Below are 17,198 nucleotides of genomic sequence, written 5' to 3' on the forward strand. Positions count from 1 at the left end.
GTGAATCCATTGAATAAAAACCAGACAGGGAGTGTAGTCCAGCGCCGCTTGATGAATAATCCGGGCAAAAGCAAAACATTATTGCCATACAGGGATAATCCCCATGTCCGAAAACCGCTGGGAAGGCATCGACGAATTCGTCGCCGTTGCCGAATGCAGCCAGTTCACCGCTGCCGCCGAGCGCCTGGGCGTTTCTTCCTCGCACATCAGTCGACAAATCGTACGACTGGAAGAGCGTTTGCAGACGCGACTGCTGTATCGCAGTACCCGACGCGTCACGCTGACCGAGGCCGGCCAGACCTTTCTGCAACATTGCCAGCGCTTGCAGGACGGTCGCGAAGAAGCGTTGCGCGCAGTCGGCGATCTGACCAGCGAACCCAAAGGCATGCTGCGCATGACCTGCGCCGTGGCGTATGGCGAACGTTTCATCGTGCCGTTGGTGACCCGGTTCATGGGGCACTACCCGCAACTGCGCATCGACATTGAACTGACCAACCGTCAACTCGATCTGGTGCACGAAGGCCTGGACCTGGCGATCCGCCTCGGGCGTCTTCAGGATTCCCGGCTGGTGGCGACTCGCCTTGCACCGCGACGCATGTATCTGTGTGCATCGCCTTCCTACCTTGAACGGTACGGACGCCCACACAGCTTGTCTGAACTGGGTCGACACAACTGCCTGATCGGCAGCTCGGACATCTGGCAGCTTGAGCAAAACGGGCGGGAATTTTCCCAGCGGGTGCAGGGAAACTGGCGCTGCAACAGTGGGCAAGCGGTGCTGGATGCGGCGCTACAAGGCGTCGGACTGTGTCAGTTGCCGGACTATTACGTGCTGGAGCATCTGCACAGCGGTGCGTTGATTTCTTTGCTGGAGGCGCATCAACCGCCGAATACAGCGGTGTGGGCGCTGTATCCGCAGCAACGGCACTTGTCGCCCAAGGTGCGCAAACTGGTGGATTTTCTCAAGGAAGGTTTGGCCGAACGGCCGGAGTACCGGATTTAACGACGATTGACCCAGCGCTGACGCAACCATTCAAGGTCTTCAGGGCGGGTGACTTTCAGGTTATCCGCGCGGCCTTCGATCAGGCGCGGCGCCATGCCGGCCCACTCCATCGCCGAGGCTTCATCGGTGATCACTGCATCCGCCACCAGACTGTCGGCCAAAGCCCGGTGCAGCGCACCCAGGCGGAACATCTGCGGCGTATAGGCTTGCCAGATCACACTGCGATCGACGGTTTCCACCACCCGACCGTGTTTGTCGACCCGTTTCAGGGTGTCCTTCGCCGGCACGGCCAACAGGCCGCCGACTGGATCGGTTGCCAGCTCAGCGAGCAATTTGTCGAGATCGTCACGGCTCAGATTGGGCCGCGCCGCATCGTGCACCAGCACCCAGTCCTCGTCGTCGGCACCTTGCGCATGCAAGTGCAACAAGGCGTTGAGCACCGAGCCGGAACGTTCGGCACCACCGTCGACCCGCTGAATTCGCGGATCGCTGGCGCTGGCCAGGTTCGGCCAATAAGGATCATCAACGGCAAGACTGACCACCAGGCCTTTGAGGCTTGGGTGATCGAGGAAACAGCCGAGGCTGTGTTCGAGAATTGTGCGCCCGCCCAGTTGCAGATATTGCTTGGGACGGTCCGCGGCCATACGGGCACCGATGCCCGCGGCAGGAATCACGGCCCAGAAGGCCGGCAGGGAATCGATCATTGGGCCAACTGGTAAAGGGTTTCGCCGTCCTTGACCATGCCCAGTTCGTGACGAGCCCGCTCTTCAACGGTCTCCATGCCTTTTTTCAACTCGCTGACTTCAGCGTCCATCACCCGGTTGCGCTCCAGCAAGGCTTCGTTCTCGGCGTGTTGATCAGCGATCTGCTGATTCAGCTCGGCGACTTGCGCCAGACTGCCATTGCCCACCCACAGGCGGTACTGCAGACCGGCCAGCAGCAAGAGCAAAACGAGAAACAACCAGTAAGGACTGCGCATCGAATATCAGGTATCCAGTGAAAAAAGACAGCCACGCCAAAACTTTGAAGCATCTGATAGCACGAAGCCTGGAATATCCAGGCTTGTGCATATAAGGCATCAGATTAGTGGCAAATCCATCGCTGTCACGACTTTTCCGACACAATCCGGTGTCTTTTTACCATGTAGCTATCAGCCGCGGAACTCGCTGCGACCGTTGTACTTGGCCTTGCCATTCAACTGCTCTTCGATACGCAGCAGTTGGTTGTACTTGGAAACGCGGTCGGAACGGCACAGCGAACCGGTCTTGATCTGGCCAGCCGAAGTACCCACAGCCAGGTCGGCAATGGTCGAATCTTCGGTTTCGCCCGAACGGTGCGAGATCACGGCGGTGTAACCGGCAGCCTTGGCCATCTGGATGGCTTCCAGGGTTTCGGTCAGGGTACCGATCTGGTTGAACTTGATCAGGATCGAGTTGGCGATCTTCTTGTCGATGCCTTCTTTCAGGATCTTGGTGTTGGTCACGAACAGGTCGTCGCCTACCAGTTGGGTCTTCTCGCCGATCTTGTCGGTGAGGATCTTCCAGCCAGCCCAGTCGGACTCGTCCAGGCCGTCTTCGATCGAGATGATCGGGTAACGCTCGGTCAGACCTTTCAGGTAGTCGGCGAAACCTTCAGCGGTGAACACCTGGCCTTCGCCGGACAGGTTGTACTTGCCGTCTTCGAAGAACTCGCTGGCCGCGCAGTCCAGAGCCAGGGTCACGTCGGTGCCCAGCTTGTAACCGGCGTTGGCAACGGCTTCGGAGATCACTTTCAGTGCGTCTTCGTTGGAAGCAAGGTTCGGCGCGAAACCACCTTCGTCACCGACAGCAGTGCTCAGGCCACGGGCCTTCAGAACAGCTTTCAGGTGATGGAAAATCTCGGTGCCCATGCGCAGACCTTCCGAGAAAGACTTGGCGCCAACCGGCTGAACCATGAATTCCTGGATGTCGACGTTGTTGTCGGCGTGTTCGCCACCGTTGATGATGTTCATCATCGGAACCGGCATCGAGTACACACCCGGGGTGCCGTTCAGGTTGGCGATGTGAGCGTACAGCGGCAGGTCCTGATCCTGTGCAGCCGCCTTGGCCGCAGCCAGGGACACGGCGAGGATGGCGTTGGCGCCCAGGGTCGCTTTGTTTTCAGTACCGTCCAGCTTGATCATCGCGTGATCCAGGGCTTTCTGGTCGCTTGGGTCGGTGCCCAGCAGCAGATCGCGGATCGGACCGTTGATGTTGGCTACCGCCTTGAGCACGCCCTTGCCCAGGTAACGGCTCTTGTCGCCATCACGCAGCTCGAGCGCTTCACGCGAGCCAGTGGATGCACCGGACGGCGCGCAAGCGCTGCCGATGATGCCGTTGTCGAGAAGCACGTCCGCTTCCACGGTGGGATTGCCACGGGAGTCGAGAACTTCACGACCTTTGATGTCGACGATTTTTGCCATTGTTGTAAACACTCCAAAGTTGACGAAAACGACGCAGCTAGAGGAAATCTTTTTACCGTCGGCAAGTGGTGTGCAGCGGGCAGCTTGCAGACGACAACGCTCATACCCGAGGGCATGAGCGACAAATCGTGCGGTACTTTACCGGAGAATTGAGGTTTACGCGGTTTCTACCGTCGGAAAACTCTTCACCAGTTCGTCCAGGGCTTTGAGCTGGGCCAGGAATGGCTCCAGTTTGTCCAGACGCAAGGCGCAAGGGCCGTCGCATTTGGCGTTGTCCGGATCCGGGTGCGCTTCGAGGAACAGGCCCGCCAGCGACTGGCTCATGCCAGCCTTGGCCAGGTCGGTGACCTGGGCGCGGCGACCGCCGGCGGAGTCGGAACGACCGCCAGGCATTTGCAGCGAATGGGTCACGTCGAAGAATACCGGGTACTCGAACTGCTTCATGATGCCGAAGCCGAGCATGTCGACCACGAGGTTGTTGTAGCCGAAGCTCGAACCACGCTCGCAGAGGATCAACTGATCGTTACCCGCTTCCACGCACTTGTTCAGGATGTGTTTCATTTCCTGAGGCGCGAGGAACTGGGCTTTCTTGATGTTGATGACGGCATTGGTCTTGGCCATCGCGACCACGAGGTCGGTCTGGCGCGACAGGAAGGCCGGCAGCTGGATGATGTCGCAGACCTCAGCGACGACCGCGGCCTGGTCAGGCTCGTGGACGTCGGTGATGATCGGCACGCCGAAGGCTTGTTTGATGTCCTGGAAGATGCGCATGCCTTCTTCCAGGCCAGGACCGCGATAGGAGGTCACAGAAGAACGGTTGGCCTTGTCGAAGCTGGCCTTGAACACGTAAGGGATACCGAGTTTTTCGGTGACCTTCACGTACTCTTCGCAAACCTGCATGGCCATGTCACGGCTTTCCAGCACGTTCATGCCGCCGAACAGCACCATGGGTTTGTCGTTGGCAATCTCGATGTCGCCGACGCGGATGATCTTCTGTGCCATCGGGGTTACGCCTTCTTCTGGTGTTGAGCCAATGCCGCTTTGACGAAGCCGCTGAACAGCGGATGGCCATCGCGTGGCGTCGAGGTGAACTCAGGGTGGAACTGGCAAGCGACGAACCATGGATGATCCGGGGCTTCGACCACTTCAACCAGCGCTGCATCGGAAGAACGACCGGAAATCTTCAGGCCGGCTTCGATGATTTGCGGCAGCAGGTTGTTGTTCACTTCGTAACGGTGACGGTGACGTTCGACAATCACATCCTTGCCGTAGCAGTCGTGCACCTTGGAGCCGGCTTCGAGCAGGCATTCCTGAGCGCCGAGGCGCATGGTGCCGCCCAGATCGGACGCTTCGGTACGGGTTTCGACTGCACCTGTAGCGTCTTCCCACTCGGTGATCAGACCGACAACCGGATGGCCGCTGGCACGATCGAACTCGGTGGAGTTTGCGTCTTTCCAGCCCAGCACGTTACGGGCGAACTCGATGACCGCCACCTGCATGCCCAGGCAGATACCCAGGTACGGAACCTTGTTTTCGCGAGCGTATTGAACGGCAGTGATCTTGCCTTCCACGCCACGCAGACCGAAGCCGCCCGGTACGAGGATCGCGTCGACGCCTTCCAGCAGCGCAGTGCCCTGGTTCTCGATGTCTTCGGAATCGATGTAGCGCAGATTGACCTTGGTACGGTTGGTGATGCCGGCGTGACTCATCGCTTCGATCAGCGACTTGTAGGCGTCCAGCAGCTCCATGTACTTGCCGACCATCGCGATGGTGACTTCGTGCTCCGGGTTCAGCTTGGCATCAACGACCTTTTCCCACTCGGACAGGTCGGCGCCATTGCATTGCAGGCCGAAACGCTCGACCACGAAATCGTCCAGACCCTGAGCGTGCAGCACGGCCGGGATCTTGTAGATGGTGTCGACGTCTTCCAGGGAGATCACCGCACGCTCTTCAACGTTGGTGAACAGCGCGATCTTGCGACGCGACGACACATCCACCGGATGGTCGGAGCGGCAGATCAGCACGTCTGGCTGCAGGCCGATCGAACGCAGCTCTTTTACGGAGTGCTGGGTCGGCTTGGTCTTGGTCTCGCCAGCGGTGGCGATGTACGGAACCAGGGTCAGGTGCATCAGCATCGCGCGCTTGGAACCGACTTCCACACGCAGTTGGCGGATGGCTTCGAGGAACGGTTGCGATTCGATATCGCCAACGGTACCGCCGATTTCCACCAGGGCCACGTCGGCATCGCCGGCGCCCTTGATGATGCGACGCTTGATTTCGTCGGTGATGTGCGGAATCACCTGGATGGTTGCACCCAGGTAGTCACCACGGCGCTCTTTGCGCAGCACGTGCTCGTAGACACGGCCGGTGGTGAAGTTGTTGTTCTGGGTCATGGTCGTGCGGATGAACCGCTCGTAGTGGCCCAGGTCCAGGTCGGTCTCGGCGCCGTCGTGGGTGACGAACACTTCACCGTGCTGGAACGGGCTCATGGTGCCCGGGTCGACGTTGATGTACGGATCCAGCTTCAGCATGGTGACCTTAAGCCCCCGCGCCTCCAGGATGGCCGCCAATGAAGCCGATGCAATGCCTTTCCCCAAAGAAGAAACAACACCGCCCGTGACGAATATGTAGCGCGTCATGAAAAACCCTAGAAGTCTGCGTTAAAGCGGTCCGAGCCGCCGGGGAAAGCGAAGGAAGGCCGAAGCCCCCGATCACCTGCATTAATCACAGTGCACCTTTCAAAAAAACCGCCGCGTTGGGACAGACCGGAAGTGAAAACACCGGTACGTTGCTCGCTACACATTTTTTGGAATCGCCCAGCAAAGACTGCTTGGTAATCGGCAACTCCTGCAATTCAGGCGAATCCACAGAAGTTGTATCAAGAAGGGAGCGTAGTCTACCGGAATGCCCCCTTCATCTCAAACCTTGATCTTCGTCCAAAGGCTGCCAATGCAATCGCCAGCCTTCCAGCGCATTGCCGTCGAGCCCCGGCAGGTTCGCCACGGCGAGCAATTCTTCACCGCGAAACAGCAGCGGCAATCTGCCACGCACAAACCCCGGCACCGCGCGCTCATTGAGCAGGCGCTTGAGATCGCGATGGCCGCGATCCGCCAGATGCATCACCTCGCCGCCCTGCCGATAGCGGATTTGCAGCGGCCCGGCGGGAGTCTGGCCGATGAACATGACACGTCCGTTATCGGGCAAGCGTAGCGCCAGCGACGGCTCGTGCCAGTCGCCGCTGACCACCGGTGCGCGTAGCCATTGCCCGCTGAGCCACCACAAGCGACCGACGCTTCGATGCAACTCGCCATCCGCCAGACGCCAGATCGGCGAGGCATCGTTGCCGGCATCACGCAGGTCCGTCCAACCCGACCAATGGTCGGTATCCGGCAGTGGGGTCAAAGCTTCAAGCCAGTGACTAAGCGCGTTTCGCTGACGGGCATCGGACAAGTTCGCGATAGCCGCAAACTCCAGTGATGGCAATCCAGGCCACTCGAACTCAATGGGCAAGCTCGCTTGAGCCAGATCGATTTGCGCCAGCTCATCAAGCAAGCCTTGCGCCTCACGCAAATGCGCCGTACTGCGAGCCATGCTGGCGTGAGCCTGAGGCCAGCGGCCGGTCAGCAGCGGCATGACCTGATGGCGAAGATAGTTGCGCGAGAACTGCCGATCCTGATTCGACAGGTCCTCGACCCAACGCAGGCCATGGCCCTGCGCATAGGCTTCCAGCTCTGCACGCGTAACATCGAGCAACGGCCGAACCAGACTGCCCTGCCCCAGCGCTCGCGTGGCCGGCATACCGGACAGCCCACGTACTCCGGCGCCACGCAGCAGGCGAAACAACAGCGTTTCAGCCTGATCATCGCGATGCTGTCCGGTCAGCAACACATCATTGGCCAGAGTCGCCGCACTGAACGCCGTATAGCGCGCATCCCGCGCCGCGCGCTCCACACTCGCCCCCGGCTGCACCTGCACACGCACCACTTGCAACGGCACCGCCAGTTCATCGCAGACAGCCTGACAGTGCGCCGGCCACGCGTCGGCCGCTGCCTGAAGGCCGTGATGGACATGGATGGCACTTAGCGTTGGAAGGGATTCGGTTTTGGCGAGATTGGCCAGGAGGTGCAGCAGAACAGTGGAATCGAGGCCACCGGAGAAGGCGATGCGCCAATGGGAAGCACAGAGCCAGGGCTTGAGATTGCGCAGAAGCCTGGAAGGCAAATCAATCGAGGGCTGACCCATTTTTCTACCTTTTCACAAACCAAATGTGGGAGCGGGCTTGCTCGCGAAAGCGGTGAAACAGCCAACACAGTCGTTGAATGTTACATCGCATTCGCGGGCAAGCCCGCTCCCACAGTGTTTTGCATCGTTGGCCGAAACGGCTCGACTTAGAGACCGTAGCTCATCAGACGATCGTAACGACGCTTGAGCAGCGCTTCGTTGTCGAACTTCTTCAGCATCGCCAGTTGCGAGCTCAGCTCGGCACGGATCGAGGCAGCAGCAGCGGCCGGATCACGGTGAGCGCCACCCAGAGGCTCGCCGATCACCTTGTCGACGATACCCAGGCCTTTCAGACGCTCGGCAGTGATGCCCATCGCTTCAGCGGCATCCGGCGCTTTCTCTGCGGTTTTCCACAGAATCGAAGCGCAACCTTCCGGCGAGATCACCGCGTAGGTCGAGTACTGCAGCATGTTCAGCTGGTCGCACACGCCGATGGCCAGTGCACCACCGGAACCACCTTCACCAATCACGGTGGCGATGATCGGGGTTTTCAGACGAGCCATGACGCGCAGGTTCCAGGCGATCGCTTCGCTCTGGTTGCGCTCTTCGGCGTCGATGCCAGGGTAGGCGCCCGGGGTGTCGATGAAGGTCAGGATCGGCATCTTGAAACGTTCGGCCATTTCCATCAGGCGGCAAGCCTTGCGGTAGCCTTCCGGACGCGGCATGCCGAAGTTGCGGCGTACCTTTTCACGCACTTCGCGGCCCTTCTGGTGACCGATCACCATCACTGGCTGGTCTTCCAGACGTGCCACGCCGCCCACAATGGCCGCGTCGTCAGAGAAGTGACGGTCACCGTGCAGTTCGTCGAACTCGGTGAAGATGTGGTCGATGTAGTCCAGGGTGTAAGGACGTTTCGGGTGACGCGCCAGACGAGCGATCTGCCAGCTGGTCAGCTTGCCGAAAATGTCTTCGGTCAGCGTCTTGCTCTTGTCCTGCAGGCGGGAGATCTCATCGCCGATATTCAGCGAATTGTCATTACCGACCAAGCGCAACTCTTCGATCTTGGCTTGCAGGTCGGCGATCGGCTGTTCGAAATCTAGAAAATTCGGGTTCATAGGCGTCCGTCTTGGGTCGTGTCCCAAATGAGCTTGGGCCGGCCGGTTGTCTATTCGCGCCCTACCTTAAGGGAGAGGCGCGCTGAGGTCGAGATTAAAAATTCAGGTTGTGGGCAGGCGCTTTGATGGCACCTGCCGGTCAACGGTATTGGAGGAAGACGTTGTCTCGCCCGAACTGGTCACGCAAGGCTTGAATCAAGGCATCCGCCGGGTCGATCCGCCAGGTCTCGCCAAACTGCAGCAAGGTCTTCGCATCGGGACTGGTGTATTCCATGGTGATCGGGCACGCCCCGCGATGACGCTTGAGCAAATCACCCAACCAGCGTAGCTGATCGCCTTTCAGATCCTGGGTCTGCAACTTCAGGCGCAGGCTCTCGGCGAGGTTGGTGCGCGCATCTTCCATGCTCATCACCCGCTTGACCCGCAGACGCAGGCCGCCGGAGAAGTCGTCGTTGCTGACCTCCCCCTCGACCACCACCATCGCATCGGTCTGAAGCAGCGATTGCGCGGAGTGGAACGCATCGGCGAACAGCGATGCCTCGATCCGCCCGGAGCGGTCGTCGAGGGTGATGAAGCCCATCTTGTCGCCCTTTTTGTTCTTCATCACCCGCAGGGCGATGATCATCCCCGCCACGGTCTGGGTGTCCCGCGCCGGTTTCAGGTCAATGATGCGCTGACGGGCGAAACGGCGGATTTCACCTTCATATTCGTCAATCGGGTGACCAGTCAGGTACAGGCCCAAGGTGTCTTTTTCACCTTTGAGCCGCTCCTTGAGGGTCAGCTCTTTCGCCTTGCGGTGGATCGCGTAAACGTCCGCGTCTTCTTCGACGAACAGCCCGCCAAACAGGTCGGCGTGGCCGCTGTCACGGGTGCGCGCGGTCTGCTCGGCCGACTTGATCGCCTCTTCCATCGCCGCCAGCAGCACGGCTCGGTTGCGGTCGATGTTAGCCTGATACGCCTTCTGCTCGTCGTGGAAGTACGGGCCGAGGCGATCCAGCGCGCCGCTGCGGATCAGACCGTCCAGCGTGCGCTTGTTGATGCGCTTGAGGTCGACCCGGGCGCAGAAGTCGAACAGGTCCTTGAACGGACCGGCCTGACGGGCCTCGGTGATTGCTTCCACCGGGCCTTCGCCGACGCCTTTGATCGCGCCCAGGCCATACACGATGCGGCCTTCGTCGTTCACCGTGAACTTGAACTCCGAAGTGTTCACGTCCGGCGCGTCGAGGCGCAGCTTCATCGTGCGCACTTCCTCGATCAAGGTCACGACCTTGTCGGTGTTGTGCATGTCCGCCGACAGTACCGCGGCCATGAACGGCGCCGGATAGTGGGCTTTCAGCCAGGCGGTCTGGTACGACACCAGGCCGTAGGCAGCGGAGTGGGATTTGTTGAAGCCGTAACCGGCAAATTTCTCTACCAGGTCGAAAATGTTACCGGCCAGATCCGCGTCGATATTGTTCGACGCACAACCCTCAATGAAACCGCCGCGCTGCTTGGCCATTTCCTCGGGTTTCTTCTTACCCATCGCCCGACGCAGCATGTCCGCACCACCGAGGGTGTAACCGGCCATGACCTGGGCGATCTGCATCACCTGTTCCTGATACAGGATGATGCCGTACGTCGGCGCCAGCACCGGCTGCAAACCTTCGTACTGGTAATCCGGGTGCGGATAAGCAAGCTCCGCGCGACCGTGCTTACGGTTGATGAAGTCATCCACCATGCCGGACTGCAACGGGCCCGGACGGAACAGGGCCACCAGTGCGATCAAGTCTTCGAGGCAGTCGGGCTTGAGCTTTTTGATCAGCTCTTTCATGCCGCGGGATTCAAGCTGGAACACCGCGGTGGTTTCAGCCTTTTGCAGCAGCTGATAAGTCGGCTTGTCATCCAGCGGGATGAACGCGATGTCCAGCGGCGGCTCGTTGACCTTGGCGCGGTCGCGGTTGATGGTTTTCAGCGCCCAGTCGATGATCGTCAGGGTCCGCAGGCCGAGGAAGTCGAACTTCACCAGACCGGCCGCCTCGACGTCATCCTTGTCGAACTGGGTTACCAGACCGTCGCCGGCCTCGTCGCAATAGATTGGCGAGAAGTCGGTCAGCTTGGTCGGTGCGATTACTACACCACCGGCGTGTTTGCCGACGTTACGCACCACGCCTTCGAGCTTGCGCGCCATCTCCCAGATTTCCGCCGCTTCTTCATCGACCTTGATGAAGTCGCGCAGGATTTCTTCCTGCTCGTAGGCTTTTTCCAGGGTCATGCCGACTTCGAACGGAATCATCTTCGACAGGCGATCCGCCAGGCCGAACGACTTGCCCTGGGCCCGCGCCACGTCTCGAACCACAGCCTTCGCGGCCATGGAACCGAAGGTGATGATCTGGCTTACGGCGTTACGGCCGTATTTTTCGGCTACGTAATCGATTACCCGGTCGCGACCGTCCATGCAGAAGTCGACGTCGAAGTCGGGCATCGATACCCGTTCCGGGTTGAGGAAACGTTCGAAAAGCAGGTCATATTCCAGCGGGTCGAGGTCAGTGATCTTCTGCACATAGGCCACCAGCGATCCGGCACCCGACCCCCGGCCTGGGCCCACCGGCACGCCGTTGTTCTTGGCCCACTGGATAAAGTCCATCACGATCAGGAAGTAACCGGGGAACCCCATCTGGATGATGATATCCAGCTCGAAATTCAGCCGGTCGACGTAGACCTGACGCTTGGCCTCGTAGTCTTCGGTGGTGTCCTTGGGCAGCAGCACGCTGAGGCGATCGTCCAGACCGTCGAACGACACTTTGCGGAAATACTCGTCGATGGTCATGCCATCGGGAATCGGGTAGTCGGGCAGGAAGTGCTTGCCCAGCTTCACGTCGATGTTGCAGCGCTTGGCGATCTCGACGGTGTTTTCCACCGCATCCGGCAGGTCGCTGAACAGCTCGGCCATTTCCTCGGCGCTTTTCAGGTACTGCTGATCGCTGTAGTTCTTCGAACGCCGCGGATCGTCGAGGGCCCGGCCTTCACCGATGCAAACGCGGGTTTCGTGGGCGGCGAAGTCTTCCTGCTTGATGAAGCGCACATCGTTGGTCGCGACCAGCGGCGCACCGAGCTTATCGGCCAGGGCCACCGCACCGTGCAATTGTTCTTCGTCATTCGGACGGTTGGTACGCTGGACTTCCAGATAGAAACGATCCGGGAACACCGCCATCCATTCGCGCGCGAGGGTTTCGGCCTCGGCGGGGTTGCCGCCGATCATGGCCATGCCGATCTCGCCTTCTTTGGCGGCGGACAGCATGATCAGGCCTTCGTTGGCCTCGGCAACCCATTCGCGCTCGATGATGATCATGCCGTTGCGCTGACCCTCGATGAAGCCACGGGAAATCAGCTCGGTCAGGTTGCGATAGCCCTGGGCATTCATGACCAGCAGGCTGAGGCGGCTCAGCGGACCATCCGGGTCCTTGTTCGACAGCCACAGGTCGGCGCCGCAGATCGGCTTGATCCCTGCGCCCATGGTGTTTTTATAGAATTTGACCAGCGAACACATGTTGTTCTGGTCGGTCACCGCAACGGCCGGCATGCCCATGCCGGTCAGGGCCTTGACCAGCGGCTTGATCCGCACCAGCCCGTCGACCAGGGAGTATTCAGTGTGCAGGCGTAGATGAACGAATGAAGCCGGCATAGTGATCCTGTCCAGTTACATAGAGACAACAAGGCCCGGATTGTACCGGGCCCCGAACAAAACATCAGCCTCGCCGCTAAACCGGCGCCAGGCCTTCCAGCGCTTCATAAGCCTGCCGAACCGGGGCAAAGGAACGCCGGTGAATCGGCGTCGGCCCAAGGCGCACCAGCGCTTCCAGATGAACGGGCGTCGGGTAACCTTTGTGCCCGCCAATGCCGTAACCCGGGTAGACCAATTCGAACGCCGCCATTTCGCGGTCGCGGCTGACCTTGGCCAGAATCGAGGCTGCTGCAATCGCTGGAACCTTGCTATCGCCCTTGACCACCGCTTCGGAACGCATCGGCAGTTTCGGGCAGCGGTTGCCGTCGATCATCGCCAATTTCGGCTGGATGTGCAGACCAGCGACGGCGCGCTGCATCGCCAGCATGGTGGCGTGAAGGATGTTCAGTTCGTCGATTTCTTCGACTTCGGCGCGGGCGATGCACCAACTGAGCGCCTTCTCGCAGATTTCGTCGTAGAGCTTTTCGCGCTTGGCTTCGGTGAGTTTCTTCGAGTCATTGAGACCGAGAATCGGCCGATTCGGATCGAGGATCACCGCTGCGGTGACGACCGCGCCGCACAACGGGCCGCGACCGACTTCATCGACACCGGCCACCAGCTCTTCGACTTCGGCGACCAGGGTGAAATCCAGGCCCATCTGCATGCTTGTCTTGCTCATCGTGTTTGCCCGATCAGGTTAAGAACGGCGTCAGCCGCCTGATTGGAAGCGTCCAGGCGCAGGGTGCGATGGATCTCGTCGAAGCCGCGGGTCTGCTCTTCGCCACCATCGATCAGCGGCGACAGGGTCTGGGCAAGCGCCTCGACCGTCGCATCATCCTGCAACAATTCCGGGACCAGCAGTCGCTGGGCCAGCAGGTTCGGCAGGGACACGTACGGGCTCTTGACCATGCGCTTGAGAATCCAGAACGTCAGCGGCGCAAGACGATAGGCCACGACCATCGGGCGCTTGTACAGCAGCGCTTCCAGGGTCGCCGTACCCGACGCAATCAGGACCGCGTTGCACGCCGCCAGTGCCAGATGGGATTTGCCATCGAGCAAGGTCACCGGCAGGTCGCGGCCGGCCAGCAGCTCTTCGAGCTGGGCACGACGCTCGGGGTTGGCGCACGGTATGACGAAACGCACGCCCGGGCGCATGGCCCGCAGGCGCTGGGCGGTATCGAGGAACAGCGCACCCAGACGACTGACTTCGCCGCCCCGGCTGCCGGGCATCAAAGCCACCAACGGACCGTCCGGCAGACCGAGTTCGGCACGCGCAGCAGAGCGATCGGCCTCCAGTGGAATGGTGTCGGCCAGCGTATGGCCGACGAACCGCACCGGTACGCCCTTCTCTTCATAGAATCTGGCTTCGAACGGCAGCAGCGTGAGCATCAGGTCGCAGCCTTCACGGATCTTCAGCACCCGCTTCTGCCGCCATGCCCACACCGAAGGGCTGACGTAGTGCACGGTCTTGATTCCGGCCTGACGCAGCTTGAGTTCGATATTGAGGTTGAAATCCGGTGCGTCGATACCGATGAATACATCCGGCTTTTCAGCGATAAGCGTGGCAATCAGGTCCTTGCGGCGCTTGAGCAATTCACGCAACCGCCCCAGGACTTCCACCAGCCCCATGACCGACAGACGCTCCATCGGAAAATAGGAGGTCAGGCCCTCGGCCTGCATCAGCGGGCCGCCGACTCCGATGAACTCCACCGCAGGATGCTGTGCCTTCAGGGCGCGCATCAGACCGGCGCCCAGAATGTCACCGGAAGCCTCCCCCGCCACCAGCGCAATACGCAGATTGGCCATGGTCAGCGGGTGATGCCGCGGGTCGACGACTGGATGGAGTCACGGAACATCGCGACTTCCGGGAACTGGGCGGACGGCTCGGCCAGTTCGGCCAGCGCCTGCTCGACGGTCAGGCCCTGGCGATACACCGTTTTGTACGCACGGCGCAGAGCGTGAATGGCGTCTTCGCTGAAACCGCGACGGCGCATGCCCTCGAAGTTCATGCTGCGCGCTTCGGCCGGGTTGCCGAATACGGTGACGAACGCCGGAACGTCCTTGCCGATCGCCGTGCCCATGCCGGAAAAGCTGTGGGCGCCAATGTGGCAATACTGATGCACCAGGGTGAAACCGGACAGGATCGCCCAGTCATCAACGTGCACATGGCCGGCCAGCGCGGTGTTGTTGACCAGGATGCAGTGGTTGCCGATAACACTGTCATGTCCGATGTGGGCATAGGCCATGATCAGGTTGTGATCACCCAGGGTCGTTTCGGAACGATCCTGAACGGTGCCACGGTGAATCGTCACGCCTTCGCGGATGACGTTGTGGTCACCAATTACCAGGCGGGTTTCTTCGCCCTTGTATTTCAGGTCCGGCGTATCTTCGCCTACCGAGGAAAACTGGTAGATGCGGTTGTGCTTGCCGATACGGGTCGGACCTTTGAGGATCACGTGTGGCCCGATGACCGTACCCTCGCCGATTTCCACACCTGCACCGATGATCGACCACGGGCCGACCTCGACGCCATCAGCCAGGACGGCCGACGGATCGATGATTGCGCGAGGGTCAATCAAACTCATAGCTTGCGTTCCGCACAGATGATTTCAGCCGAGCAGACCGGCTTGCCATCGACCGAAGCCTGGCATTCGAACTTCCAGATCTGACGCTTGCAGCTGATGAACTTGGCTTCAAGGATCAACTGATCACCCGGCAGCACTGGCTGGCGGAAGCGCAGCTTGTCGGAACCGACGAAGTAGTAAAGGGTGCCATCGGCCGGTTTCACGTCAAGCATCTTGAAACCGAGGATCCCGGCAGCCTGAGCCATGGCTTCGATGATCAGCACGCCCGGCATGATCGGATGCGCAGGGAAGTGACCATTGAAGAACGGTTCGTTGATGCTGACATTCTTGTAGGCGCGAATGCGCTTGCCTTCCGTATCCAGCTCCACTACCCGGTCCACCAGCAGGAACGGGTAACGGTGAGGCAGGTATTCGCGAATCTCGTTGATGTCCATCATTTCGGGGGGAAGCCTATGTAAAGATTGGGAGCGCGACTGACGCGCACTCCTCTAGCAAATCAAGGAGGCAGTCCAGAGGCTGTGCACACTTGATATGGAAATGGTATCAGCCTTCAGATGAAGCATTACCGTCGGGGGTCACTTCCCCGGACCGCTTTTCCAGCTGTTTCAAACGTCGCGCGATGTCATCGAGCTGACGAATACGGGCCGCGCTTTTGCGCCATTCGGCCGCAGGTTGCATAGCTGTGCCGGAAGAATAGGCACCCGGCTCGGTAATCGAGTGGGTCACCATGGTCATCCCGGTCAGGAATACGTTGTCGCAAATATCGATGTGCCCTACCAGGCCAACACCGCCGGCGAGCATGCAGTGCTTGCCGATCTTGGTGCTGCCGGAAATCCCCACGCACGCCGCCATGGCGGTGTGGTCACCGACCTGCACGTTGTGGGCGATCTGAATCTGGTTGTCGAGCTTCACGCCGTTGCCGATCACGGTATCGGCCAACGCACCGCGGTCGATGGCGGTATTCACGCCGATCTCCACATCGTCGCCGATGGTCACGCCACCGATCTGGGCGATCTTTTGCCAGATACCCTTCTCGTTGGCAAAGCCGAAGCCTTCACCGCCGAGCACAGCACCGGACTGGATCACCACACGCTTGCCGATCCGCACATCGTGATACAGCGTGACCCGTGGGGCCAGCCAGCCGCCCTCGCCGATTTCGCTGCGGGCACCGACCACGCAATGCGCGCCAAGTGTCACGCCTGCACCGACTCGAGCACCGGCTTCGATCACCACGAAGGGACCGACACTGGCGCTCGGATCGACCACAGCATCCTCGGCAATCACCGCTGTTGGATGAACGCCGGCAGTTGCCTTGGGCTTCGGATCGAACAAATGGGAAATGCGTGCGTAAGCCAGGTAAGGATCCGGCACCACCAGCGCATCACCGGCATAACCTTCGGCGTCGGCAGCCTTGAGCAACAGGGCTGCGGCTTGCGAGTTAGCCAAATATTTACGGTATTGGGGGTTTGCCAGAAAGCTCAACTGAGCTGGGCCAGCCTCCCGCAAGGTGGCTAGCCCAGTGATTTGCTTCTCGGGGTCGCCACTCAGGGTGGCGCCGAGGAACTCGGCCAACTGGCCGAGCTTGATGGTCACGGTCATGGGTTACTTCAGCTGATTCATGCGCTCGATAACCTGGCGCGTGATGTCGTACTGAGGTTTGACATCGATCACTGCGCCACGCTCGAACACCAGGTCAAAACCACCTTTCTTGATGACTTCTTCCACTGCGCTATCCAGTTTCGGCTTCAGTTGCTTGAGCATTTCGCGGTCGGCAACGGCCTTGGCTTCGTTCAGTTCCTTGGACTGGAACTGGAAGTCACGAGCCTTTTGCTTGAACTCAAGCTCCAGACGCTCACGCTCGCCTTGCTGCATCTTGTCACCACCGGCCATCAGACGATCCTGAATGCCCTTGGCGCTGCTTTCCAGGGTCTTGAGCTTGGTCAGTTGCGGGCCGAACTTCTTCTCGGCATCCACGGCGTACTTCTTGGCCGCGTCGGATTCCAGCAGAGCCATCTGATAGTTCAGAACGGCGATTTTCATGTCGGCAAATGCCGGGCCTGCCACCAGTACGGAGGCCAGGAGAACCAATTGAGTCAACTTACGCACGATGCACTCCTACAAAATCCATTGTCGTTAT

15 protein-coding genes are annotated in these 17,198 nt (G+C 60.0%); 1 reads left to right on the forward strand and 14 read right to left on the reverse strand.

The genetic code is table 11. From position 1 onward, the window contains the following. The first annotated feature begins 103 nt into the window (after positions 1–103). Positions 104–1,000: a LysR family transcriptional regulator gene (locus M5G18_RS25880; protein ID WP_007954817.1), complete on the forward strand. Its 897-nt coding sequence runs from the start codon at positions 104–106 to the stop codon at positions 998–1,000. On the opposite strand, the gene ispD is transcribed toward M5G18_RS25880, so the two are convergent. The 14 genes from ispD to M5G18_RS25950 all read right to left on the reverse strand — a co-directional run bounded on the left by ispD (position 997) and on the right by M5G18_RS25950 (position 17,167). After that, a complete protein-coding gene (ispD, locus tag M5G18_RS25885; RefSeq protein WP_273896385.1) occupies positions 997–1,704 on the reverse strand; it encodes a 2-C-methyl-D-erythritol 4-phosphate cytidylyltransferase in 708 nt (235 codons plus the stop codon). The genes M5G18_RS25880 and ispD overlap by 4 nt on opposite strands. Then, a complete protein-coding gene (gene ftsB, locus M5G18_RS25890; protein ID WP_003222158.1) occupies positions 1,701–1,979 on the reverse strand; it encodes a cell division protein FtsB in 279 nt (92 codons plus the stop codon). Before ftsB ends, ispD begins: the two co-directional genes overlap by 4 nt. A 171-nt stretch (positions 1,980–2,150) precedes the next feature. After that, the gene (gene eno / locus M5G18_RS25895; protein ID WP_007954808.1) at positions 2,151–3,440 is read right to left on the reverse strand and encodes a phosphopyruvate hydratase; all 1,290 of its coding nucleotides are present in this window, start codon (positions 3,438–3,440) and stop codon (positions 2,151–2,153) included. 156 nt (positions 3,441–3,596) lie between these two features. Then, positions 3,597–4,442, reverse strand: coding sequence for a 3-deoxy-8-phosphooctulonate synthase (kdsA, locus tag M5G18_RS25900; RefSeq protein ID WP_007954807.1), 846 nt, complete (start codon positions 4,440–4,442; stop codon positions 3,597–3,599). Between the two features lie 5 nt (positions 4,443–4,447). Then, a complete protein-coding gene (locus M5G18_RS25905; RefSeq protein WP_007954805.1) occupies positions 4,448–6,079 on the reverse strand; it encodes a CTP synthase in 1,632 nt (543 codons plus the stop codon). A gap of 274 nt (positions 6,080–6,353) precedes the next feature. Further along, complete coding sequence (gene tilS / locus M5G18_RS25910) at positions 6,354–7,682, reverse strand: tRNA lysidine(34) synthetase TilS (RefSeq protein ID WP_273896384.1); 1,329 nt, start codon at positions 7,680–7,682, stop codon at positions 6,354–6,356. A gap of 146 nt (positions 7,683–7,828) precedes the next feature. Further along, the gene (locus tag M5G18_RS25915) at positions 7,829–8,776 is read right to left on the reverse strand and encodes an acetyl-CoA carboxylase carboxyltransferase subunit alpha (protein ID WP_007954801.1); all 948 of its coding nucleotides are present in this window, start codon (positions 8,774–8,776) and stop codon (positions 7,829–7,831) included. Positions 8,777–8,915: 139 nt separating this feature from the next. Then, entirely contained in the window at positions 8,916–12,437 is a 3,522-nt protein-coding gene (dnaE, locus tag M5G18_RS25920) for a DNA polymerase III subunit alpha (RefSeq protein WP_207985170.1), read from the reverse strand. 76 nt (positions 12,438–12,513) lie between these two features. Further along, the gene (gene rnhB, locus M5G18_RS25925) at positions 12,514–13,140 is read right to left on the reverse strand and encodes a ribonuclease HII (protein WP_273896693.1); all 627 of its coding nucleotides are present in this window, start codon (positions 13,138–13,140) and stop codon (positions 12,514–12,516) included. A gap of 11 nt (positions 13,141–13,151) precedes the next feature. Beyond that, on the reverse strand, positions 13,152–14,282 hold the full coding sequence (lpxB, locus tag M5G18_RS25930; RefSeq protein WP_085697334.1) for a lipid-A-disaccharide synthase: 1,131 nt from the start codon (positions 14,280–14,282) through the stop codon (positions 13,152–13,154). Positions 14,283–14,284: 2 nt separating this feature from the next. After that, on the reverse strand, positions 14,285–15,061 hold the full coding sequence (lpxA, locus tag M5G18_RS25935; RefSeq protein ID WP_007954792.1) for an acyl-ACP--UDP-N-acetylglucosamine O-acyltransferase: 777 nt from the start codon (positions 15,059–15,061) through the stop codon (positions 14,285–14,287). Further along, positions 15,058–15,498 (reverse strand): 3-hydroxyacyl-ACP dehydratase FabZ, encoded by a 441-nt coding sequence (gene fabZ / locus M5G18_RS25940; protein WP_003222142.1) that lies wholly within the window; start codon positions 15,496–15,498, stop codon positions 15,058–15,060. Before fabZ ends, lpxA begins: the two co-directional genes overlap by 4 nt. Before the next feature lie 106 nt (positions 15,499–15,604). Then, complete coding sequence (gene lpxD / locus M5G18_RS25945; protein ID WP_273896383.1) at positions 15,605–16,660, reverse strand: UDP-3-O-(3-hydroxymyristoyl)glucosamine N-acyltransferase; 1,056 nt, start codon at positions 16,658–16,660, stop codon at positions 15,605–15,607. A gap of 3 nt (positions 16,661–16,663) precedes the next feature. Beyond that, positions 16,664–17,167 carry an OmpH/Skp family outer membrane protein gene (locus M5G18_RS25950; RefSeq protein WP_003222140.1) on the reverse strand — a complete coding sequence of 168 codons (504 nt, stop codon included), beginning with the start codon at positions 17,165–17,167 and terminating at the stop codon, positions 16,664–16,666. Between the last annotated feature and the right edge of the window lie 31 nt (positions 17,168–17,198).

Origin of the sequence: Pseudomonas aphyarum (assembly GCF_028657055.1) — a bacterium.
Lineage (GTDB): Bacteria > Pseudomonadota > Gammaproteobacteria > Pseudomonadales > Pseudomonadaceae > Aquipseudomonas > Aquipseudomonas aphyarum.

Coding starts and splice junctions, on each gene's coding strand:
- lpxB (WP_085697334.1), bottom strand. CDS start 14,282: ATGGCCAATCTGCGTATTGCGCTGGTGGCGGGGGAGGCTTCCGGTGAC.
- ispD (WP_273896385.1), bottom strand. CDS start 1,704: ATGATCGATTCCCTGCCGGCCTTCTGGGCCGTGATTCCTGCCGCGGGC.
- tilS (WP_273896384.1), bottom strand. CDS start 7,682: ATGGGTCAGCCCTCGATTGATTTGCCTTCCAGGCTTCTGCGCAATCTC.
- eno (WP_007954808.1), bottom strand. CDS start 3,440: ATGGCAAAAATCGTCGACATCAAAGGTCGTGAAGTTCTCGACTCCCGT.
- lpxD (WP_273896383.1), bottom strand. CDS start 16,660: ATGACCGTGACCATCAAGCTCGGCCAGTTGGCCGAGTTCCTCGGCGCC.
- rnhB (WP_273896693.1), bottom strand. CDS start 13,140: ATGCAGATGGGCCTGGATTTCACCCTGGTCGCCGAAGTCGAAGAGCTG.
- M5G18_RS25915 (WP_007954801.1), bottom strand. CDS start 8,776: ATGAACCCGAATTTTCTAGATTTCGAACAGCCGATCGCCGACCTGCAA.
- kdsA (WP_007954807.1), bottom strand. CDS start 4,442: ATGGCACAGAAGATCATCCGCGTCGGCGACATCGAGATTGCCAACGAC.
- lpxA (WP_007954792.1), bottom strand. CDS start 15,061: ATGAGTTTGATTGACCCTCGCGCAATCATCGATCCGTCGGCCGTCCTG.
- M5G18_RS25905 (WP_007954805.1), bottom strand. CDS start 6,079: ATGACGCGCTACATATTCGTCACGGGCGGTGTTGTTTCTTCTTTGGGG.
- fabZ (WP_003222142.1), bottom strand. CDS start 15,498: ATGATGGACATCAACGAGATTCGCGAATACCTGCCTCACCGTTACCCG.
- dnaE (WP_207985170.1), bottom strand. CDS start 12,437: ATGCCGGCTTCATTCGTTCATCTACGCCTGCACACTGAATACTCCCTG.
- M5G18_RS25880 (WP_007954817.1), top strand. CDS start 104: ATGTCCGAAAACCGCTGGGAAGGCATCGACGAATTCGTCGCCGTTGCC.
- ftsB (WP_003222158.1), bottom strand. CDS start 1,979: ATGCGCAGTCCTTACTGGTTGTTTCTCGTTTTGCTCTTGCTGCTGGCC.